Source organism: Streptomyces sp. NPDC059080 (genome assembly GCF_042739975.1).
Taxonomy (GTDB): domain Bacteria; phylum Actinomycetota; class Actinomycetes; order Streptomycetales; family Streptomycetaceae; genus Streptomyces; species Streptomyces benahoarensis.
In genome coordinates, this window is the sequence record NZ_JBHYGX010000030.1 from 1 (window position 1) to 20,664 (window position 20,664).

Genomic DNA, 20,664 nt, shown 5'->3' on the forward strand with positions numbered 1-20,664 from the left:
GGGCCGGGCCGGGCCGAGCCGGGCCGGGCCGGGCCGGGCCGAGCCGGGCCGAGCCGGGCCGAGCCGAGCCGGGCCGAGCCGAGCCGCGCCGGGCCGAGCCGCGCCTCTGCCTATTGCGCTGCTGTCGCCTTGAGTGGGTACAGCTCGGGCACGGAGACCTTGATCGGCTCCTGCGTGGTCCGTGCGATCACGACGACCACGGGCTCATGCGGGTCGGGATTCTCCTCGCGATGCGGGACGAACGGGGGGACGAACACGAAATCGCCGGGGTCCGCGGCGATCCTCACCTCCTGCACACCATCGTGGAAGACGAACACCGGGTGACCGCTGACCACGTAGATCCCCGCCTCCGACTCTCCGTGATGGTGGTTGTCCGTCGCGCTCGACGGCGGGTTCTCCACCCGGCCCATCCAGAGCTTCTTCGACCCGACAGTGCCCCCGCTGATCGCGGCGTAGCCGTCCAGCTCGCCGGATCGAACGTGGCGGACGCGGTTGCCCAGCGGTGCGCTGTCGTCGCTGCTCAGCGTCGTCCCGACGACGCCTTCATGGGTGGTCATCACGCGGCCTCCTGAATCTCTTCGACGGCCTTCGGCCGGACACCACACTGCGACGCTCGCCCGCCAGGTGACAACTACTGTTGCCGTCATGGCAACTCGCGCGGTGGCCAGGGCCGTTCGTGGCCCAGGCCCGCCCCGAGGCGTCAGAGCGCGAGCAGCGGGCCGAAGGTCTGTGAACCGATGTGTTCGGCCTGGGCCTGGTCGACGAGGTGGCCGGGGACGCCCGGATGTCCGGCGATCCAGGTGCGCGCGGTGGCGTCGCCGGTGAAGAAGTTCACCGCGTCGCAGCAGGCCGTGGCGGCGGGCCCGCCGCCTTGCCGCTGCCCGACGAACACCACGGCGCTCTGCGGCTTCCACACCGTTGTCCCGCCGCGGTGGGTGACGGTGACCGGCTCTCCGGTCACCGGGTCGGCGGAGGAGATCACGACGTCGGTGTCCAGCATGGCGGGGATGCCGAGCGCGTCGATCGCGCACATCGACCACACCGTCACCCCGCCCGCGAGGGCGACGCGGTGGCGGGTGGGTACGGCGGAGAACGGGTACGCCGCGCGGATCCGCCCGCTCGCGTCCAGGGTGAGGAAGTCCTCGGCGGCCAGCTCGGCCAGCACCTCCCCGGCCGTACGGCCCGAGGGTGCGGCGACCGGCTCCAGCGCTTCCGCCGTGGGGGCGGTGCCGGTGGCGGCGAAGTGCCGCAGCACCGCCTGGTGCACTGCTCGCAGGCCCCGTTCCGCGGGCGCGCGGCGCCCCCGCCCGGCACGGCCGACCACGTCGAACGCCTCCTTCGTCGCGCAACGGCCGGCCGTGTCGCGCGCCTTCTCCGTCGCGCAACGGCCGGCCATGTCGCGCGCCTTCTCCGTCGCGCAGCAGCCCCCCGGCGCAGGCGCCTCCGGCCCGTTGGCGCCGTCGTCGAGGGCCGCGCGGAGTGCTGCCACGCTCGGGGCCCCGGCCGCCGTGCCGTCCCTGTCCCGGTACAGGCGGCACGACACGCTCGGTACCGCCCCGGCCGGCGCGAACGGGTCCCTGCCGTCCAGCAGGATCGTCGGCGAGCCGTTCATTCCGTGCGCGGTGGCCTGCGCCTGGTCGTGGACCTCGACCCGCTCCACCTCCGCCGTCCGGCCCGCCAGCGCGGCGGTGACCCGCTCCATGGCCAGCGGGGCGTTCGGGCACCCCGGAACCGTCAGTACCGTGATCCGCATCCTGCTCGTCCTCCCGGCTCGTCCGGCGCCCGCACGCGAGACCTTCCCGCGCGCGGGAAGGTCACGTCGCGGATCTGCTTGTCGATCCGCTTCAGCCGGAGACCTTCCCGCGCGCGGGAGGGGCACGTCGTAGCATCAGGTCAGCGCCCAGTGGTGTCAGTCGACACTGATGTGACAGTATCAGCGCATGATGACGTCAGTCGACACTGACCTGATGCGGGTGCTTGCGGACCCCCTCAGGCTTCGGATCGTGACCCTGCTCGCCCACGAGACCCTCTGCACCACGCATCTGGTCGAGGAGACCGGGGCCCGGCAGACCAACCTCTCCAACCACCTGCGCGTCCTGCGTGAGGCCGGTGTGGTGGAGACCGAGCCGTGTGGCCGCTTCACGTACTACAAGCTGCGGCCCGACGTCATCGAGGCGGTGGCCGAATCGTTCGCGAACCTGGCCGCCGTCGCCCGTGCCACCTATGCCGCCGACAAGAAGCGGGCCTGTCCGTGACCCCCGCAGAACGCTCCACGACGACGGAGGCGACACCGGAGGCCGAAGCCAAGGCCGTCGCCAAGCTCTCGACCCTGGACCGCTTCCTGGCCGTCTGGATCCTCATCGCGATGGGCGTCGGCCTCGGTCTCGGCCGCCTGATCCCCGGCCTGAACGACGCCCTGGCCGAGGTCGAGATCGGCGGGATCTCACTGCCGATCGCCGTCGGCCTGCTGATCATGATGTATCCGGTGCTGGCCAAGGTCCGCTACGACAAGCTCGACGCGGTCACCGGTGACCGCAAGCTGATGGTCTCCTCGCTGGTCATCAACTGGGTTCTCGGCCCCGCGGTGATGTTCGCGCTCGCGTGGATCTTCCTGCCGGACCTGCCGGAGTACCGCACGGGGCTGATCATCGTCGGGCTGGCCCGCTGCATCGCCATGGTCATCATCTGGAACGACCTGGCCTGCGGCGACCGCGAGGCGGCGGCCGTCCTGGTCGCCCTGAACTCCGTCTTCCAGGTCATCGCCTTCGGCCTGCTCGGCTGGTTCTACCTGGACCTGCTGCCCGGCTGGCTCGGCCTCGGCAACGGGCAGCACCTCGACATCTCCATGGGGAAGATCGCCCTCAACGTCGTCATCTTCCTCGGCATCCCGCTGATCGCCGGCTTCCTCACCCGGCGCCTGGGGGAGAAGAGGATGGGCCGCGACGCCTACGAGTCGACGTTCCTGCCGAAGATCGGGCCGTGGGCGCTGTACGGCCTGCTGTTCACGATCGTCATCCTCTTCGCGCTGCAAGGGAAGACGATCACCTCGCAGCCGCTGGACGTCGCCCGGATCGCGCTGCCGCTGCTGGCCTACTTCGCGCTCATGTGGTGCGGTACCTTCGCTCTCGGCAAGGCTCTCGGCCTGGCCTACGACCGCACCGCGACCCTCGCCTTCACCGCGGCGGGCAACAACTTCGAACTGGCCATCGCCGTCGCCATCGCCACCTTCGGCGTCACCTCCGGCCAGGCCCTCTCCGGCGTCGTCGGCCCGCTCATCGAAGTCCCGGTCCTGGTCGCCCTGGTCTACGTGTCGCTGGCGTGGCGCAAGAAGTTCGCCGCCTCACAGCTCGGTTCATGACACCGCCCGTCGATGTGGTGGTGGCCGGCGGCGGGCAGGCCGGGCTCGCCGCCGACCTCTCCCTGGTCAGCTGCTCGGCGAGCTTGCGGGTGGATTTGGTGGTCCAGCGCAGCGGCGACGTGGGATCTCCGCGGACGTCGGGCTCGACCAGCGCGAGGAGTGCTTCCCGAACGGCCGGGTTCAGGTCGACGACGCGCTTGCGGCCACCTCCAGGCCGACGAATACGTCGCAACGGCGCCTGCTCGGAGTCGAGTTCTCGCATTCCGGCAGGCACAGTGCCTTCACGGACACCGGCGGCACGGGCGACCGCTCTGATCCCGCCATGGCCGAGGGACTGGGCCTCCGCCCCTCCCAACAGGCGACGCTGCCGCTCGTCGAGGTGCGGCAGAATCGCCCTGAACTTGGCTGCCGGCACGGCCCGTTGCCCTTCCAATCCACTCATGCCAGACCAGCGAACCACCGAGCGGAAAGCCACGAGTTAATGATCTGCACGGCCTTAAAGGCCCTGCGGGCGGGACAGTCTGCGGCGGCTCGTGAGCGATGCCCGCCAGTCCGTTGACTGCAGCGTCGATGACCTCCTGAGGGCGGCATCGTGCGCGCTTCGCGGCGTCCCCTGTCGCGTCTACATCCGGGCTCCCGCCTTCACCGCCGCATCCAACCAGCAGCAAAGTTCATCCAGTGCATCCCGTACGCGCTCATCGTCGCCCGTGGTGAGATAGTCCGCCTGGAGGCTGGAGAATGTGGCGTTCAGCATGGTCGCCGTGATCAGTGCCATCCGTTCGGACACGCCGCGCAGCATCAGACACGAAGCAACGAACTCAGCCCTTCCCCGTATGAAGTCCGGTACGGCAGCTGGTAGTCGGCCCGCCGCAGCCAGTCCTTCGATCTCGCGGATCAGTCGCGTCATGGGTAGTTCTGCCTCGCCCAAGTTGCGCTCCCAGGCCGACCGAACGACGGTGCTGACTGGTACGGCGGGATCTTCCCACCCCTTCGTCGTCCGTAGTGCGTCGTGCTGCTGTTCGTCCAGGCGCTGCATGACGGCGGCGAGAAGCTCCCGCTTGTCCGCAAAGCGGTGCGTCAGGACGCGGGTGCTCTGGCCCAGCGCAGTGGCGATGCCGCGGAGGGTGAACTGGCCGATACCGGTGAGGGCGAGATGCTCTATCACGGCGTCGAGCACCTCGCGGCGGCGGTCCGGGTTGACCGGTCTGGGCACGGCGTTGGCCCTCCTTTCTCGGCGGTCTCCGGGGCGCCCCCAGGACCCTCGGCGTAGGACACTGTCTCATTTCCGCTCTCACGCACCGTAAGGGAAACATCTGTTACCTTTATTTGGTGAGTGTAACTGTCCGTCAAATTCCCCTATGGCTCTGTACTTTGACGCTCGCCGCCTTTGCGGTGCAGACCGACGATTTCATCATCATCGGCGTCCTCCCCGACCTCTCCCGTGACCTGCACGTCAGCGAGGGGACTGCCGGGCAGCTGGTGACCGTGTACTCCCTCGTCTACGCGCTGGCCGCCCCCGCTTTGGCGCTGCTGCTCGCGCGGATCGACCGCAAACGGGTGCTGTGCTGTGCGCTCGTTGTGTTCATCGCCACCAACCTGGTGGTCCCGTTGGTCACCTCCTTTCCGGCGCTGATGGGCCTGCGCGTCTCTGCGGCGCTTGCCGCGGCCGTCGTCCTGCCCGCGGCCCTCGCTGCGGCCACCGCTGCAGCACCGCCCGATCGGCGAGGCCGTTACCTCGCCACGGTCATGACCGGACTGACCGGTGCGGTGCTGATCGGTGTCCCCACCGGTACGTACATCGGCGACGCCGTCGGCTGGCAGGCGACCTTCGTGTTCGCCGGTGTACTGGGCGCGGTGGCGCTGCTGCTCTCCCTCGTGACCGTTCCTCGCACCCCGGCCGCAGTCGAACCAGCGGCAGGCGTAAGGGAGGTGCTGCGTCCTGTCCTGAACCGAGCCGTCCTCGCCGTCCTCCTCGTCACCGTGGTGACCGTCGCGGGCAACCTTGCCTTCCAGACGTACCTCGCGCCCTTCCTGGCTGACCTTGCCTCTGTGACCCGCAGGCAGCTGGCTCTCCTGCTGGTGCTCTCTGGCGCGGGCGGGATCCTCGGGACGCGCCTGTCGGGACGCTTCGTTGACCAGTACGGATCGCTGCGTGCCCTCGTCACAGCGGGTGGGCTCTTCTGTGCCGGGATGGCCGCATTCTGCGCGCTCTGGGTGTCCCGTCCGGTCCCGCTCGTGCCCGTCGCCGCCCTGCTGATGTGGTGGTCGGCGGCGGCCTGGGCCGTACCTCCCGCCATCCAGGCCCTGATGGTCGACCGGGTAGGCCCCGAAAGCGCCACTCAGGCGATGGCCCTGCAAAGCAGCTCCGCATACGTCGGAGCGGCGGTCGGCGGAGGACTAGGGGGCGCCCTGGTAGCGGTCGACGCCGGACTCCTCCCGGCGGTGGCCGCAATCCTGGTAGGACTCGCGCTCGGGGGCGCATGGTGGGCTGTGCGGTCCGCCCCCACCACGGTGAACATCTCGGGTGCATCAGCCGGGCCCGGGGAGGCGGCGGGGGCCGCCGCGGGCGAACGCGGTGCGCGCACGGAGCGGGGCCACTGATGCTGGGGGCCGGAGAGTGAGGCGACAAGCGTGGTCGGGAACGGTGACGGGACGGTGTCGTGGCCATTCGTCGGCCCCTCCGTCCCTGCCGCACCCAGGAGGCACAACTCTCCTGGGTGCGGCACAGCCCGAGCCCCGTCGCCTTGCCCGGCATCCGGAACCCCTCAACGGTGGGCTCCTTGGCCTCCAGCAGACGGAGCACTGACAAGCCCAGCTGGCTGACCGGAAGTTGTGGACCCGGTCGCCAACCCGTACGAGTTCGCCCGCGTGGATGTCGACGATTGCGTGGCCGCTTGCCGCCGCATCCTGGCAAGGCCCGGTCCGCACGTCTATGAGATGCCCGAATGGGCCTGTTACGAGCAGACGATGAGAATCCTGCCGGGGTTGGTCGAGGACATGGCCCAAGGGCACCGGCCCGTGCCCGCGCCGGTGCGCCAGGAGGGGCCGCGCCCGCTCGACATCGGACGCCACCCCAAGCCGGTGGCCGCCCTGCTGGAGCACTACGGCCTCACCGACGCCGGCACGTTCCTGCAACGGGCCGATCAACTCGGCCTGTTGAGCCAGAGCGACCCGGGAGAGCGGCGGCTGCTGCGCGATCTGCACAACGAATTGTTCACCGTGATGGAGAGCGAGACTGCTCACGTCGGAGGGGATACGTGACACGCGAGCGACGGCCCAACTCTAGGCAAAGGGGTGCTCAGATGACCGACTCGCCGACCGGTGAGAACGCGTTCCTCAGAGCTGGATCGGCCTACGACGTGGTGCGCTGGACATGGACACACGGCATGCGGCGGCTGTGGGAACGCATCGAGTCGCCGCGCAGGGCGGCACCGGAGGAACGTATCGCCGCAGAGATCGCGGCGGACCATGCCGAACTGATCCTCAGCCCCAGGCTCAGGAGGAGAAGGATTACGCTCGCCTTACCTGGAACCTCATCCTTAAGCATGCCCTTGACCTCGGGAAAACCGGGATGTGCGTCGCGCCGGACGTTCGCCCTGCCTTCGGCTAGTAGTGGTTTTACTGTGCCTGTCCCGACCTTTCAGTGCTCCCGTAGGAGAATGCCTAGACCTCGCCGACACCCAGGAATGGTGCGCTTGCCTGTTGGGACCCGTGAGACGGCGGTCACACTGAGGTTCACTTCAGAAGGCTTTGTTCGCGTTAAGACCAACGGGGACCACAGAGGGGAAATGTCTCTTCAATGACCCATTTTCTTTGACCAGGGCGCTTGGTAACCAAGGCGATGTGATCGACGTAAATCTTTTCTTGAAGGATCCCGTCCATCTGTTGCTGGATGGAATCGACAATTCTAGAAGTCGCCCCTTCCGGGCATGAGCCGCACACGGTGAAATGGAGCATGAAATTGTCCAAGACGAATGGCGACCCGTAACGCTCCAACATCATCTGGGCTCGATGGTCACCAGCGGGAAGTGCCTTAGTGGTCTGTCCTGCCAGATAGGTTGAAGAGACAGCAGTCCGATAGACGCGTGACACCAGCTCATGGTGGATAGACTCAACTGTCCCACTGGAGTCTTGAGCTCGAATGATGACCGCCCGACTATCATGCGGACTTACCGCAGGCTCAAGCCGATCCAAATGGAACGGCTTGAATTCTTGCGACAGAAATCTAACTTCTGCCCTAACTCGCTCGATCTGCTGTTCAGAGGAGTAGTAGAGAGCATCGGCTAGCGTTGCATGGAACCCGTATTCGGCGGACTCTCCCACACAGTCACGGGCGAATGCTAGGTTTTGTGGTGCCGGAACTGGTTGCGCGTGGTAAATATCATAGCCTAGGACGGAAGACCCGAACTGATAAATGGAACTGTCTCGCGACGGGATGATATAGACAGCCGCGAGGATCCAATTATCTGAGCGGAAGCGACGATTCTTCCTCACCGAGATGAGATCGTTTGCAGGAATGGAGTCAGACACGATTTTTCGCGCATTCTCTAGAAAGAAGTTAGCTTGGTCACTTCCGTCATTTCGGACGTGGAAGATCGGACTCACGTTCCCAAGGGACTGGTAGCCGTAGGGGTAAATGAATAAATCATCATCGAAAATTAAAGTGGCGAACGTCGGATAGTGCTCGAATAGTACAAATTTGAAGTTTTTAGGATTTCCCGAGACGTGTAGTCGCTCAACTAGTGCTCTGATGTTCCTGTCGATTCCCGACCTGCCTACCTGTGGGCGGTTCCATTCCATTTCCTCCTCGATAAACCTGTCTTCTACGTGTGGGCTCGCAGTGTTCCCCATGCATACCGTGACGTGACAAGTGCCTTCCTGTGCGCGCCGAATCAACATGTCCGCGATGTGCTTCTCCCAGAGGAGATTCAAACCCACTGCAATCAGCGTGATGTTTTTGGATTTTGGAATCAGCTCCTCGACCTCGGAAAAGAAGTTCGGGTGCTGGCTCCGTGGATGTGTCTTGATGTAGAACGCATCGATAGCGTTAGCTTCAGTCCCTGTGTCGCCCGCCGCGAGAGCCTCTCGATTCTGCGCATTTTTTAAGTTGAAGAGGCCGTAGAATAAGGCGATGACCGAAATTCCTACTTCCCCTACGAAGATCTTTGTGATGAGATTCTTGTCCTGAGGGTTCCATCCATTTAATGAGAAGAAAATGGCCCAGACTGTGGAGCCGACAATTAACACGAAGAGGGTTATGAAAACATAGAAAAGAATCCACCGCATTTTTTCTAGCTGAGTCATTTGATTCTCCCTGGTCCGGTAAATCTAATCCTCGTTCGAGCGAGGGGTGGTTGTAACCGAGCATATCGAAGGTCATGTGATATGGATACGCAGAGTGTGAAACTCGCCAATCCCATGCGGCGCTCTGGTCACTCATGTCTTGGAGTGCGCCACCGCTCTCGTTTCCCGCCTACTCGTAAGAGCCGGGCTCCACGGCCGGCTCCGCCGTACGACCCGAATCTTTTGCTCGGCGTCAAGGGGGACGAACCCAGCGCACACCGCAACGACTACGTCGCCGACGGATCCTGCCCGCCATTTCCTGCGAGGGACTCTCGAACATCAAGGGCATGTGCAAGCTCCTTGATGTAGTGGAGCAGACCTTCGCCCTGCTCCACTACATCAAGTTCCTCGCCATTTGCCGGGAACGCCGCACCGAACTCCACGATGCCTGCATCTCCCTCGTCTGCGGCCTCACCTGCTTGAGATGCCTCAAGAAAGTCCGCCCGCGATCGTGTTACGAGCTCGAAGGGGAGTTGGTGAAAGCTCTGCTCTTGTCAGAGCGCTGTGCAGCAAATCTCGCTGCAATACAGCGAGCAAAAAACTCTCTGGTCGCGTTTTTGAAGGTCAGAGAGTGGGTGTTAGCGGTGTGATTTGAGCCAGTTAAGATGACGCTGAGCCTTCACCTGGACCGCCACCGCCGACGAGATCCTTGCTATGGTCCGCCTCGTCCAGACCAGCGTGAAGGAACCCGTCAACAAATGCTCGAAGTGACGCAATTGGGATCGCGAGGAACTAGAAGTAGTCCGCGCCTGCGACAAGGATTGATGTGAAATACAGGGGAAGGCCGTCTTCTTCGCGGGGGATGTCCTGGCCGGTTTCGCGGGTGAAGGCGAGGGTGACGTTGGGGATTATCGGGCTCTCGGGATCGGATTCATCCACGGTGCGACCTCGTTCGGATTGCTGCCGCAGTACTTCTCGGGCCGGGGTGCGGAACACGTCGACGTCGTCAAGCAGGACCCGCACATCCGGAACGTCGTTTTCGAAGCGCCACAGCTCGATGGCCGATACGGCTTCTGCATCTTCGAGATGGGCGACGATGTCCATGCTGTGGTGGTCTACCCGGATCTTCACCGTAGAGGTGTGGGCGTAAGGGCCGGACACACTCGGTGGGCCCCAGGTGGAGATTGCTTCCAGGGCTTGCTCGTAGGTCATGCCGATCTGGAGCGGGGAGACGCCGTTCGGCGGGTCGATGAGGAAATCCATGGACATGCCTTACTTCAAAAAGTCGTAGTTGATGGTCCAGCCGTGTTCGTTGAGCAGATTCTGGAACCCCTTGTTGTCCGGAAGGGTTTGGACCATATCTTGGATGTGCTGGTCGTACTTGCTGCCGAAGCGGGCTCGGATGTCGTCGATGTCCATCTTGATGGCCTCGTCGATCCTTCCCTGATCGATAAGGGCACGCTGCTGGGCCTGCCAGGCTTTGGCCTCTCGGCTGCTTCCGGTGCTCATGACTTCTCGGTGATCGGCTCGATCCATTCGGATGGCCGGCCCCATGTGTTCGGTGAGCCTGGGGTCGGCCAGGTGTTTGTACGCCGACTTGGCAGGGATGTGGTTGATTTCGTTTCCTGCGCGCGCCGGCTGCAGCGCGCCGTACCAGCCGCCCTTGTCCGTACACGCGGCGAGTCCCAGAGGGTCGAAGCCGGCCGTGGGGTTGTCAAGGTAGGCGTAGTGGTTGGGAGCGGGGACGAGGCCGAGGGGGTCCGGAGAGACGTAGCGGGCGGTGTCGGGGTCGTAGTGGCGGAAGTAGTTGTAGTGCAGGCCGGTTTCGGGGTCGGCGTATTGGCCGGGGAACCGGAGGGGGCAGTTGGCAGCGCTTGCGGTCTGGGATGAGGAGGGAAGCGGAGCGCCCCATAGCGTCGTGCGATGCCGCCAGGTGATGTGCCCCTCGGGTGTGACCAATTCGGTGGGAGCGCCGGTCAGGTCGGTGATGACGGCGTGGAATTGGGGAGTTTCGGCCGGGGTGTGACGAGTGGTCTGGCTGAGAGGGCGGTACGTTCCGGGGGCGTAGTCCCAGGTGGTGATCTGCCCATCAGGGGTGATCTGCCCGTCACGGGTGGTCTGTTCGGCCAGGCGAGTGCCGTCCCAGGTGAAGGTGACGGATGCGCAGACCGTTTCGTCTTCGGCGACTAGATGCTTGGCGGTGCGGCGACCGAGCGGGTCGTAGGCATAGCGCCACGTCTCGCCCTCGGGGGTCGTCACCTGGGTGAGGCGGTCCTCGGCGTTCCAGGCGTAGGTCCAAGTGCGGTGCTGACCGTTGAGGAGGCGGAGAGTCTTGCGGGTCAGACGGCCCTGGGCGTCATGTTCGTAGGTGGCGCGGCCCGCGCGGCGCAGGAGTGTGCCGGTGAACTCGCGGTCAGTGCCTTCGTTGTGGGCGGGCGTGGTGGCGTGGGTGAGGTTTCCTGCCGTGTCGTAGGCGTAGATCTCGATCCAGCCGTGGGCTCGTACGCCTGTGACGCGGCCTGAGCGGTCGAGGTCGAAGAGGAGTGTGCCGCCGACGAGTTCATGGATCTCGGTGAGGCAGCCGTCGGGGCGGTAGGCGTAGGTGCGGTGCTGGAGGAGCAGGTCCTCGCCGGGTATGTGGTGGTGGGTGAGGGCCTGGCTGGTCAGGCGGCCGGTGGGGTCCCAGCTCTGGGCCAGGCGAATGTCCTGGCCCAGGTGGCGTTCGGTTTCCCGGCCTGCGGCGTCGTAGGCGAAGGTGAGGCTTTCGCCGCCGGTGGTCAGGGCGGTGGGGCGGCCTGCCGCGTCGTAGGCCCACCGGGAGGTGAGGCCGGTAGGAGTGGTGCGGCTGGTGCGGTGGCCGAGGGCGTCGTAGCTGTAGGTGCTGGTGTGGCCGTTGACGGTCTCGGTCAGGATGCGGCCGAGCGGGTCGTGCTGCCAGGCGATGGTGGCGTCGCTGTTGGCAGCGCGTATCAGCTGGCCGGAGCGGGCGTAGGCGTATGTGGTCTGCGTGCCGTCGTCGGCGGTGGTGGAGGTGGTACGGCCCATGGCGTCGTGCGTGACGGCGAGGGCCTGGCCTGCGCCGTTGGTGCGGGACGTGAGTCGGCCGGCCGCGTCGTGGGTGTAGCGGACGGTACGGTCGTCGAAGTCTGTCTCCGCGGTGAGACGCCCGGCCGCATCGTAGGTGTAGGTCCAGCTGAGCCCCTGCGGGTTGGTGACCTGGGCGAGGCGGAGTTCGGAATCGTAGGCGAACGCGTAGGTCGTGCCGTCGCGGTCGGTGCGGGTGACGGGCAGATCGAAGGCGCCGTGGCTATGGCGGGTGGTGTTGCCTGCCGGGTCGGTGTGGGCGAGGAGATTTCCCTCGCCGTCCCAGGACCAGGTCTCCCGTGTCCCGTCGGCCGCCTCGCGCCAGGCGGGATTGCCGCTGGGTGCCCAGCCCAGGCGGGTGGTGTGGCCCAGCGGGTCGGTAACACAGGTGACGCGCCCGAAGGCGTCGCGATCGATGGTGGTGGTCTGCCCCAGAGGGTCGGTGACCGCAGTCGGCAGCCCGGCCTGGTTGTTGGCGATGTGGCGGGTGTGACCGGCCGCGTCGGTGGCGGCAACCAGGTGCCCCGACGCGTCGTAAGCGTAGGAGATCTCAGCGCCTGCCGGGTCCGTGGTGACCAGCAGGTTGCCCGACGCGTCATAGGTGTGCTGCCAGAGGGCGCCACCTGGTTCGGTGACCCGCGTCGGCAGATGGGGACCGTTGTAGGTGGCCTGGCCGGAGGTGCCGTCGGGGAGAGCGATCCGGGCGAGGTTGCCCACCTCGTCGTAGGCGTAACGGGTGAGGTGGCCCAGCGGATCGAGCGTGGAAACGGCCTGGTCGAAGCGGTCCCACTCGGTGCGAGTGGTGTGGCCCAGCGGGTCGGTTTCCGCGACGATCTGCAGGTGTTCGTTGGCCAGGTAGGTGCTGGTGTGGCCGAGGGAGTCGGTCAGGCGGGTGCGGCGCAGGCCGGTTTCCGGCTCGCGGTCGTAGGCGAAGGCGGAGCGCAGGTGCCCGGCGGAACCGGCCTGGGCGGTGCAACGGTCCCGGTCGTCGTAGGTGTAGTCGAAGCGGGAGTCATTGGTGTCGGTCCAGGCAGTGATCCGGCCCTGCGCGTCGTTCTCGAAACGGAGCGGGACCTCACTGGCCGGGGTGGTGACCGTGGCGAGGTGCCCCATCTCGTCGTAGCCGTAGGCCGCGAGCAGCTGGTCGCCGCCGTCCGCGCCGGCGCCGGCCAGGTGCAGGGCGGTAACCCGGTGGGCATGGGCGGTCAGCTTGAGGCGGTAGCCGCCGCTGTGGGTGATCTCGGTGGGGGCGCCGGTCTCGTCGTAGGTGAAGGTGATCCGATGCCCGTTGCGGTCCTCGACCTCCTCCAACAGCGCCAGGCCCGGGGTGTGCTCGGCAAAGACGCGGGTATGGCCGGTTGCCGGGTCGGTGAGCTCAAAGTCACCCGCCTCGGTGCGCCGCAACATCTGGCGCGACCCCGTCTCGGGCTGCACGTCCGCGCCACCCGGTTCCGGGTGCAGGTAGGGACGCAAGGTGCCATCCGCGCCGACGTGGACCACGCCCTGCTCGTCCATCTCCAAGCGCTCGTCGACGGTGGAGGCCCAGGTGGGGCCGAACCAGTGGCCGGCCCGGTAGGAGGACTCGAAGCTGCGGGTGAAGGCCAGCGGCAGCGCCCCGGGCAGGACGGTATCGGCCTGCGGCAGCACCATCCGGCCGGTGGCCACGTCCACCGGGTCCTTCTTCAACACCCGGCAGGTGAAGTCGCGGCCGAAGTTCCGCAGACCGTTGGTGAAGCGGTCCAGAGAGGCACGGCCGGTGCCGGCCAGTTCCAGCCGGGGCACGTTGATGTCGCGCAGCGCGCCCGCACCGCGGGCCTCACCCAATGCCTGGGCGGTGCGGCCGGCCGCACCGAGCGCGCCACCCAGCAGAAGGCCGGACACACCGGCGTCCTTGATTTCGGCGGCGTTGATGCCGTGCTGCTCGCCCAGCAGGTTGCGCCCGCCCTGGGCCACCACCACATCCACCGTGATGGCCTCGACGCCGCCGATGGCGGCGGTGGCCAGGACCGTTCCGGCGATCTCGGCGACGGTGGCGGAGACGGCAACGCCCGCTGTACTGGCTGCCGCGACGATCGCTTCGGTGGCGCCGGCTGCGGCGACCTCGCTGATGCCTCCGGTGAAGAGGGCCAGCGCGGTCCCCGCGACCAGGACCGCCCCGGCGATCTCCAACTCGTGCTCGATCTTCGTCTTCGCCTCGGCGATCTGGTCGGCGAACTTGTCCAGCGCCTTGGCCATGTCCCGCGCGGCGGAGGCGACGTCGTCCAGGTACCCCTTGCCGCCGCCGTGGTACTTCTTCCAGAAGTCGCCGAACGCCTCGATCGACGTGCCTTTGTTGTTGTCGATGACGTCCTGGGCCTGCTTGTGGCAGGCGGCCGTGCAGTCCTCGACCTCGTCGGCGAAGGTGCGCCAGGCGCGGGCGGCTTCCCGTAGCTCGTCCTCGTCGCCCTCCGGCCACCACATGCCGGTCAGATCCTGGACGATCTCCTTGGCCTTGTCGGCAGCCCCCATCAGCTACCGCCCTCGAAACCGGATTTGGCCGAGCGGTCAGCTTCCTCGTGGTTGGCGGCCATATCGTTCATGGCCTTGGTGATGCTCGACAGCCCCTTGACCAGGGCTTCGGTCGCCTTCTCGATCTGCGCTCGGTGCGGTGCGTAGATGTGCTCGAACTTCTTGCCCTGCTCGTCAGCGCCCCAGGGTTCCCCCAGCCCACCTAACGCATGCCGAAGCTTGGACGCCGCCCGCTCCAGGGCCACGGACTCCCGATGGAACGTCGGAGCAGCGGACTTCAGCTGATCGGTGTCCACCTCAAAGCTGTCGCCGGCCATGCTCTGCCTCCCCCTTGACCAAGCGCTCGCCACCGTTGCGAGCGCTGACAGCGCTCCCGGTTCACGCGCAGCGACCATGACATGCAGCACTGACAATCACCCTGGTGGGAGCACATTTCAGCCACGGCGTTGCAGCACCCGATTTTGCCCATCGGTGCCAGCTGGTAGCCGTCGAGCGTCCCGGCGCTGTCGTTTGACGGGTCTTCCCGGTCGATGCCGCTGCCGGGAAATCCGTGCCCGGCGCCCGAGACGCATCGCGGATGCCGCGCTCTTGCATCCGGGAATTCCCGCTCACCCGTGCGGGGAGCTGTGGGTGCCGGTCCCACCGAGGGCTGCTTCAGAACCCCTTGCCTGTAGGGGAGTTGCCGACAGGTGTGGTCTTGTCGGAGGCCCTGTGCAACACATGTGTTGCATGTACAACACGCAAAACACCCCCCTGCCCACGTTTCCGCAGATCAGGGGGGTGTTTATGAGCGGTAGCGGTGGGATTTGAACCCACGGAGGAGTTGCCCCCTCACGCGCTTTCGAGGCGCGCTCCTTCGGCCGCTCGGACACGCTACCGAGAGAGAGCTTAGCCCAAGGGGGGCCGTGTTCCGAAATCGGATCCCGGGGGCGGTCAGCGGGAGCGGAAGAAGGCGGTGAGGGCGGCGGCGCAGTCGGACTCCAGGACGCCGGTGATGACCTCGGGGCGGTGGTTGATCCGGCGGTCGCGGACCACGTCCCAGAGGGAGCCGACCGCGCCCGCCTTCGCGTCGTAGGCGCCGTAGACGACGCGGTCGACGCGGGCGAGGACGATCGCGCCGGCGCACATCGTGCAGGGCTCCAGCGTGACGACGAGGGTGCAGCCGGTCAGCCGCCAGTCGCCGGGGCGGCGGTCGGCGGGTCCGGCGCCCGCGCCCAGCGCCTCGGCGGCGGCGCGGAGTGCGAGGACCTCGGCGTGCGCCGTCGGATCGCCGGTCGCCTCGCGCGCGTTGTGGCCGGTGCCCAGGACCGTGCCGTCGGCGGCGAGGACGACGGCGCCGACGGGGACATCGCCGGTCGCCGGGGCGAGCGCGGCTTCCGCCAGCGCCCGCCGCATCGGTCCGGTCCAGGGATCTCGCAGCGGATCGGGCACGGCGGCGGGCGGGGGAGCGGGGGGTGACGCGGTCATGGTCCCAGTGTCGGGGACGCGGCCACGGGGCGGGACCCGGCCAGGGACCCCGGGCCGGGTCCCGGACCCCGGGCCGGGTCCCGGACCCCGGGCCGGGTCCCGGACCCCGGGCCGGGCCAGGGCCCCAGGGCCGGGCCCGGGGCGTGTACGGCCGCCGCTCAGCGCAGCGCTTCCCACACGTCCGTGCACCTCAGCGCAGCGCTTCCCAGGGCGCAGCCCAAAGCGCGCCTCGGAGCGCCCCTCAGCGCACCGCCTCCAACACCTCCGTGCACCCCAGTGCATCGGCGATCTGGGCCAACGCGTCCGTGTCGAGCACCAGCAGGTCCTCAGGCGCCACGCCCAGGTCCGTGAGGAGTTCGACGTCGCCCAGGGGGCCGGGGGGAACGGGGCCGGAGGTGGCCGCGTCGCTCAGGTCGTTGTCGTCCGGGTCCGGGTCGGGTTCGCCGTCCTCGGTGCCGTCGAGGTCGAGGCTGTCGAGGTCGGACGCGCCGTCGTCGTCGGAACCGAGCAGTTCGTCGGTGAGCATGGCGCCGTACGAACTTCGTGCGGCGGCGGCGGCGTGGGAGACGAAGACGCGCGGGTCGTCCTCGCCGTCCACGCGGATGACGCCGAACCAGGCGCCCTCCTGCTCGATGTACGCGACCACCGTGTCGTCGTCCACCGCTGCCTCTCGGGCCAGATCGGCCAGATCGGCCAGGGTCTCCACATTGTCGAGCTCCGTATCGCTCGCTTCCCACCCGTCTTCGGTGCGCGCGAGCAGTGCGGCGAAGTACACCGTGACTCTCCCACTGGTCTTGGGCTGCCGGGCCGGGCGGGGCGGCGCGGATGCGCCACTGGTCCCGCCCCCGTCGGAATCGTGGCAGAAACAACGCGTCCGCGGGGGGTCTTCGGCGCTGCGTCGTGCGGAGGTTGTCGGAGAAGTCGCTCGCGTGCCGGAGCGGCGGCGCCGGAAAGCGGGATGTTCCGGGCGCGGACGGCGGCGGGCCGCGCCCTCCCGTACGGGTGCCGGGCTCTGACCCGTACGGGCCGCCTACCAGCGGAATGTGCGCATCCGTAGCGCTTGCCGCATCCGGGCGGCCCGGGCGCGGCGCGGCTGGACCCGCTCCCGCAGCGCCTTGGCCTCGTGCAGTTCGCGCAGGAACCGGTCGCGGCGCCGACGGCGCGCCGCGTCGCTCTCCGGGCCGGGCGCGGCGCCGGGCCCGTCGGGGTACTGGGGGTCGGACACGCGGCACACCACCTCGGGCGGGGACCGGCCCGGGCGGGCCGGACGGACAGGCGTCCGAGGCCCACTCTCCCGCGCTCCGGGGCGGTCGTGCCAGTGCGCCCGGGGCCGGGCGGACGCCTCCGCCCGCACTCTCGGTTACTGTCGAGGGATGCGGATCCACGTCGTCGACCACCCGCTGGTGGCGCACAAACTCACCACACTGCGCGACAAGCGCACCGATTCCCCCACGTTCCGGCGGCTCGCCGACGAGCTGGTCACCCTGCTCGCGTACGAGGCGACCCGCGATGTACGGACCGAGCAGGTCGACATCGAGACCCCGGTGACGACGACCACCGGCGTCCGGCTGTCGCACCCGCGGCCGATGGTCGTCCCGATCCTGCGCGCCGGTCTCGGCATGCTGGACGGCATGGTGCGGCTGCTGCCCACCGCCGAGGTCGGCTTCATGGGCATGGTCCGTAACGAGGAGACCTACGAGGCGCACACCTACGCCACGCGGATGCCGGACGATCTCTCCGGCCGGCAGGTCTACGTCGTCGACCCGATGCTCGCCACCGGCGGCACGCTGGTCGCGGCGATCCGCGAGCTGATCAAGCGCGGTGCGGACGACGTCACCGCGATCTGCCTGCTGGCCGCGCCCGAGGGCGTCGCCGTCATGGAGCGGGAGCTGGCCGGTACGCCGGTGACGGTGGTCACCGCCGCCGTCGACGAGCGGCTCAACGACGACCGGTACATCGTGCCGGGTCTGGGCGACGCGGGCGATCGGATGTACGGCACCGCCGGCTGACACCCCTGGCCCCTCCCGGGGCGCCCGCCCGAAACGTTCTGGGCCCCTGCCGGTTTCCGGCGGGGGCCCGCGACATGCCCACGGTCAGCAGGCGGGGGCCTTGGGGCGCGGCGGGTGGGCGAGGGCGGCCAGGGCCTTCTCGGCGTCCTTCGCCTTCGTCAGGTCCTGGAACGTGTCGCCGATGATCAGGTCGACGGAGTGGTCCTTGCGGCCGTCGGTCTCCTGGCGGGTCCCGGCGAGCTGGGTGGCGAGGACCTTCAGCGGGCCGTCGGCGCCGGACGGGCCGAGCAGCACACCGTTGTTCTTGACCTTCTTGTCGTAGGCGGCGGGGGCGTTGCCGACCTTGCCGATGTCGAAGCCGCGCTTCTCCAGCTCGTCGGCGGTGTGCTTGGCGAGCCCACCGCGCGGGGTGGCGTTGAGGACGTTGACGGTGATGTCGGACGGCGCGGGCGGCTTGGCCGCGGCGGGCCGGGTGGGCGCGGGGGTCGCGCACTTCTGCTTGGCGTCCGCGCCCTTCTCGGCGGCCTGGGCCTTGCCCGAGGTGCCGCCGAAGACGTCGATGAGCTGGAGGGTGCCCCAGCCCACCAGGCCGAGGGCGCAGACGCCCGCGGCGGCGGCGAGGACGATCCGGCGGCGGTGGCGGGGGCGGCGCATCCGGGGATACCTGTCGCCCGTCACGCGGTACTTCTTACCGCCCTTGCCTGGGGGCGTCAGCATGCTCATGGCCGCAGCGTAGTGCCGCCCAGGATGTGTGCCTACTAGATGATCAATGGATGCCGGGTGAGGCGACCCGAAAGGGGCAACGGATCCGTACGGACGGCGGAACGGGCCGGGCGGCGGGCGTCAGCCCAGTTCGAGGACGCGGGCGTGGAGCACCTGGCGCTGCTGGAGCGCGGCGCGGACGGCGCGGTGCAGGCCGTCCTCCAGGTAGAGGTCGCCCTGCCACTTCACGACGTGCGCGAAGAGGTCGCCGTAGAACGTGGAGTCCTCGGCGAGGAGGGTTTCCAGGTCCAGCTGCTGTTTGGTCGTCACCAACTGGTCGAGGCGTACCGGGCGCGGGGCGACATCCGCCCACTGACGGGTGCTCTCCCGGCCGTGGTCGGGGTACGGACGCCCATTTCCGATGCGCTTGAAGATCACACGGAAAGCCTACCGGGCGAGCGGCCGCGGGCCCAGCCATGTCACGGGTATCGGCCACTCCGGGCCCGGTGCGGCACCCCGGGAACCTGCGCGCGGGGGCGTGCGCCGGGGTGCGGGCGGACCGGGGAGGGCACCCGCCCGCGGCCCGGAGGTCCCGCCCGTCGCGGCCCGTCCTACGGCCGCTGCCCCGCTGCCGGGGACTCCGACGGGCGGGACGTCGGCGTGGCCGACGGCGTTCCGGACGGTCTGCCCTGGGTGCGCGGGGCCCGGCCGTCGACGCTCGGGGTCCAGTCCTCCCCGGCGCCCGGCGGGCGATCGCTGGGCGACACGGTGCGGCCTTCCGACGTCCGCGAACGGGTCGGGTCGGGCGTCTCGCGGCTGCCCGGGCCGGTCGGGGACGGGATCGGGTGGCCGTCCTGCGTGGTACTGGGCAGCGGGTCGGGCGTGGTGGCGGGCATGGGGCGCGGCGGTGCGGTGCCGGGGGCGAACACCGCGTAGCCGATGGCAGCGGCGGCGGCCGCGGCGGCAAGGGGCAGCGCGAACCGTCTCCAGGAGGCGCCGCGCAGCCACGACGTGCGGCGGGCCACCCGGGGCGGGGCCGCGGGGCGCAGATCGCGGGGTTCGACGGTGGTGGCGCGGGCGGCGAGGGCGGCGCGCAGCCGGTCCTCGACGGGCCGCCCGGGGCCGCCGGGGGAGGGGCGGGCGGTCCGGTGGTGGTCGCCGGTGCTCATGACCGCTCCTTCAGGATTTTCTCCAGCGCGTCCAGGGCGCGGCTGGCGAGGGACTTCACCGCGCCCCGGCTGATGCCGAGGGTGCGGGCGATCTCCGCCTCGGAAAGGTTGCCCCAGTAGCGCAGGACGAGGACCTCACGGCGGCGGGCGGTGAGCTTGCCGAGCGCGGCCAGGACCTCGCGGTGCTCCTCGTTGAGGACGATCCGTTCCTCGGCTGACGGGGCGTCGGCCTCGTGCGGCGGGGTGTAGTTACGGGCGCTGCGGCGGCGCCGCAGGACCGAGCGGGCGGCGTTGACGACGGCGGTGCGCAGGTAGGCGAGGGCGTTGTCGACCTCGTCGAGGCGTTCGCCGTGACGTCGGCAGAGCGCGGTGAACGCGTCCTGGACGACGTCTTCCGCGCTGGCCCGGTCGTCGACCAGCAGCACCGCGAGGCGCACCATCGCCAGCCGGTGCGCGTGGTACAGCTCGCCGATCGACGGCCGCTCCGGCATCCCCGTCCCGTACGCGGACGGGGTGGCGGAGGCCCGGGCGCCCGAGGGGGCCGCCGGGTCGGCGGGCCGGGTGGCGGACGCGGGCCGGGCGGCGCGGGTCGCTGTACGGGCGGCGCGGCGCAGCCACTGCCACCGGGGACGCCGCAGCCCCGGCAGGGCGAACCCTGCCGGGGCGAGCGGGAGTACGAGGGTTTCCATCGGTTCCCTGGTGCCGGGGAGGAGGTGTCAGGCCCGGTTGCGGCGGACCGCGTACAGGGTGCCACCACCGGCGACGAGCAGGGCGGCGGCGCCCGCGCCCATGAGGAGGGTGGTGGTCTCGGAGGCGCCGGTGTGGGCCAGTTCCCGGTCGGAGGTGGCCGCGGGGGTCGCCTCGCGGCCGCGGGTCGAGCCGGGCTCCGAGCCGCGCTCCGAGCCGCGCTCCGAGCCGGGGTGGCTCACGCTCGGTGCGGTGGAGGAACGGTCACCGGGGGGCTGGGTGCGCTCCTCGGACGCCCCCCCGGCCGGCCGGCGCCGCCCCGGGCCGCCCCGGGGCCCGGGGCCGCCCGCGGGCGGGCGGGCGCCGCCCGCCGCGGGCGACAGCGCGCGGGCGGCTG

The 20,664-nt window shown here is 68.8% G+C and carries 21 protein-coding genes, 1 tRNA gene and 1 pseudogene; 6 read left to right on the forward strand and 17 right to left on the reverse strand.

What is annotated here, in order from left to right:
* Nucleotides 1-110 precede the first annotated feature (110 nt).
* The gene (locus ACFWWQ_RS21670; RefSeq protein WP_384598527.1) at nt 111-557 is read right to left on the reverse strand and encodes a cupin domain-containing protein; all 447 of its coding nucleotides are present in this window, start codon (nt 555-557) and stop codon (nt 111-113) included.
* Nucleotides 558-700: 143 nt separating this feature from the next.
* Complete coding sequence (gene merB / locus ACFWWQ_RS21675) at nt 701-1,753, reverse strand: organomercurial lyase (protein ID WP_384598529.1); 1,053 nt, start codon at nt 1,751-1,753, stop codon at nt 701-703.
* 187 nt (nt 1,754-1,940) lie between these two features.
* On the opposite strand from merB, the gene ACFWWQ_RS21680 reads away from it, so the two are divergent.
* Together ACFWWQ_RS21680 and arsB are read left to right on the forward strand one after the other, a co-directional pair.
* Nucleotides 1,941-2,255 carry an ArsR/SmtB family transcription factor gene (locus ACFWWQ_RS21680; RefSeq protein WP_384598531.1) on the forward strand — a complete coding sequence of 105 codons (315 nt, stop codon included), beginning with the start codon at nt 1,941-1,943 and terminating at the stop codon, nt 2,253-2,255.
* A complete protein-coding gene (arsB, locus tag ACFWWQ_RS21685) occupies nt 2,252-3,358 on the forward strand; it encodes an ACR3 family arsenite efflux transporter (RefSeq protein ID WP_384598533.1) in 1,107 nt (368 codons plus the stop codon). Before ACFWWQ_RS21680 ends, arsB begins: the two co-directional genes overlap by 4 nt.
* 58 nt (nt 3,359-3,416) lie before the next feature.
* On the opposite strand, the pseudogene ACFWWQ_RS21690 reads toward arsB, so the two are convergent.
* Together ACFWWQ_RS21690 and ACFWWQ_RS21695 are read right to left on the reverse strand one after the other, a co-directional pair.
* A pseudogene (locus ACFWWQ_RS21690) lies at nt 3,417-3,800 on the reverse strand (ISAzo13 family transposase); the annotation flags it as partial.
* Nucleotides 3,801-3,980: 180 nt separating this feature from the next.
* On the reverse strand, nt 3,981-4,571 hold the full coding sequence (locus ACFWWQ_RS21695; protein WP_384598535.1) for a TetR family transcriptional regulator: 591 nt from the start codon (nt 4,569-4,571) through the stop codon (nt 3,981-3,983).
* A 116-nt stretch (nt 4,572-4,687) separates the two neighbouring features.
* Here ACFWWQ_RS21695 and ACFWWQ_RS21700 point away from each other — a divergent pair, with 116 nt between their 5' ends.
* Together ACFWWQ_RS21700 and ACFWWQ_RS21705 are read left to right on the forward strand one after the other, a co-directional pair.
* The gene (locus ACFWWQ_RS21700) at nt 4,688-5,959 is read left to right on the forward strand and encodes an MFS transporter (RefSeq protein ID WP_384598537.1); all 1,272 of its coding nucleotides are present in this window, start codon (nt 4,688-4,690) and stop codon (nt 5,957-5,959) included.
* Nucleotides 5,960-6,190: 231 nt separating this feature from the next.
* Nucleotides 6,191-6,619: a hypothetical protein gene (locus ACFWWQ_RS21705; protein ID WP_384598539.1), complete on the forward strand. Its 429-nt coding sequence runs from the start codon at nt 6,191-6,193 to the stop codon at nt 6,617-6,619.
* A 498-nt stretch (nt 6,620-7,117) separates the two neighbouring features.
* Here the strand turns inward: ACFWWQ_RS21705 and ACFWWQ_RS21710 are convergent, their stop codons facing one another.
* Nucleotides 7,118-8,662, reverse strand: a complete 1,545-nt coding sequence (locus tag ACFWWQ_RS21710) for a DUF1045 domain-containing protein (protein WP_384598541.1) — start codon at nt 8,660-8,662, stop codon at nt 7,118-7,120.
* Nucleotides 8,663-8,988: 326 nt separating this feature from the next.
* On the opposite strand from ACFWWQ_RS21710, the gene ACFWWQ_RS21715 reads away from it, so the two are divergent.
* Nucleotides 8,989-9,291: a hypothetical protein gene (locus ACFWWQ_RS21715; protein WP_384598543.1), complete on the forward strand. Its 303-nt coding sequence runs from the start codon at nt 8,989-8,991 to the stop codon at nt 9,289-9,291.
* Between the two features lie 142 nt (nt 9,292-9,433).
* On the opposite strand, the gene ACFWWQ_RS21720 is transcribed toward ACFWWQ_RS21715, so the two are convergent.
* The 7 genes from ACFWWQ_RS21720 to ACFWWQ_RS21750 all read right to left on the reverse strand — a co-directional run bounded on the left by ACFWWQ_RS21720 (nt 9,434) and on the right by ACFWWQ_RS21750 (nt 16,937).
* Complete coding sequence (locus tag ACFWWQ_RS21720; protein WP_384598545.1) at nt 9,434-9,904, reverse strand: hypothetical protein; 471 nt, start codon at nt 9,902-9,904, stop codon at nt 9,434-9,436.
* Between the two features lie 9 nt (nt 9,905-9,913).
* Nucleotides 9,914-14,233 (reverse strand): DUF6531 domain-containing protein, encoded by a 4,320-nt coding sequence (locus ACFWWQ_RS21725; RefSeq protein ID WP_384598547.1) that lies wholly within the window; start codon nt 14,231-14,233, stop codon nt 9,914-9,916.
* Nucleotides 14,233-14,550, reverse strand: a complete 318-nt coding sequence (locus ACFWWQ_RS21730) for a WXG100 family type VII secretion target (protein ID WP_384598549.1) — start codon at nt 14,548-14,550, stop codon at nt 14,233-14,235. The genes ACFWWQ_RS21725 and ACFWWQ_RS21730 overlap by 1 nt, the downstream gene beginning before the upstream one ends.
* 474 nt (nt 14,551-15,024) lie before the next feature.
* Nucleotides 15,025-15,111, reverse strand: a tRNA-Ser gene (locus tag ACFWWQ_RS21735).
* 55 nt (nt 15,112-15,166) lie between these two features.
* Nucleotides 15,167-15,700, reverse strand: coding sequence for a nucleoside deaminase (locus ACFWWQ_RS21740; RefSeq protein ID WP_384598551.1), 534 nt, complete (start codon nt 15,698-15,700; stop codon nt 15,167-15,169).
* A gap of 241 nt (nt 15,701-15,941) precedes the next feature.
* Nucleotides 15,942-16,475, reverse strand: a complete 534-nt coding sequence (locus ACFWWQ_RS21745; protein ID WP_384598553.1) for a hypothetical protein — start codon at nt 16,473-16,475, stop codon at nt 15,942-15,944.
* Nucleotides 16,476-16,730: 255 nt separating this feature from the next.
* The gene (locus tag ACFWWQ_RS21750) at nt 16,731-16,937 is read right to left on the reverse strand and encodes a hypothetical protein (RefSeq protein ID WP_384598554.1); all 207 of its coding nucleotides are present in this window, start codon (nt 16,935-16,937) and stop codon (nt 16,731-16,733) included.
* 136 nt (nt 16,938-17,073) lie between these two features.
* On the opposite strand from ACFWWQ_RS21750, the gene upp reads away from it, so the two are divergent.
* Nucleotides 17,074-17,709 (forward strand): uracil phosphoribosyltransferase, encoded by a 636-nt coding sequence (gene upp / locus ACFWWQ_RS21755; RefSeq protein WP_384598556.1) that lies wholly within the window; start codon nt 17,074-17,076, stop codon nt 17,707-17,709.
* 84 nt (nt 17,710-17,793) lie between these two features.
* Here upp and ACFWWQ_RS21760 read toward each other — a convergent pair whose 3' ends face one another.
* The 5 genes from ACFWWQ_RS21760 to ACFWWQ_RS21780 form a co-directional block, all read right to left on the reverse strand.
* Nucleotides 17,794-18,432: a LytR C-terminal domain-containing protein gene (locus tag ACFWWQ_RS21760; protein WP_384598558.1), complete on the reverse strand. Its 639-nt coding sequence runs from the start codon at nt 18,430-18,432 to the stop codon at nt 17,794-17,796.
* A gap of 120 nt (nt 18,433-18,552) precedes the next feature.
* Complete coding sequence (locus ACFWWQ_RS21765; protein ID WP_003986294.1) at nt 18,553-18,849, reverse strand: type II toxin-antitoxin system VapB family antitoxin; 297 nt, start codon at nt 18,847-18,849, stop codon at nt 18,553-18,555.
* Nucleotides 18,850-19,022: 173 nt separating this feature from the next.
* Entirely contained in the window at nt 19,023-19,580 is a 558-nt protein-coding gene (locus ACFWWQ_RS21770; RefSeq protein WP_384598560.1) for a hypothetical protein, read from the reverse strand.
* Entirely contained in the window at nt 19,577-20,269 is a 693-nt protein-coding gene (locus tag ACFWWQ_RS21775) for an RNA polymerase sigma factor (RefSeq protein WP_384598562.1), read from the reverse strand. The genes ACFWWQ_RS21770 and ACFWWQ_RS21775 overlap by 4 nt, the downstream gene beginning before the upstream one ends.
* Before the next feature lie 27 nt (nt 20,270-20,296).
* A partial coding sequence (locus tag ACFWWQ_RS21780) for an LAETG motif-containing sortase-dependent surface protein (RefSeq protein ID WP_384598564.1) occupies nt 20,297-20,664 on the reverse strand: 368 nt, incomplete at its 5' end.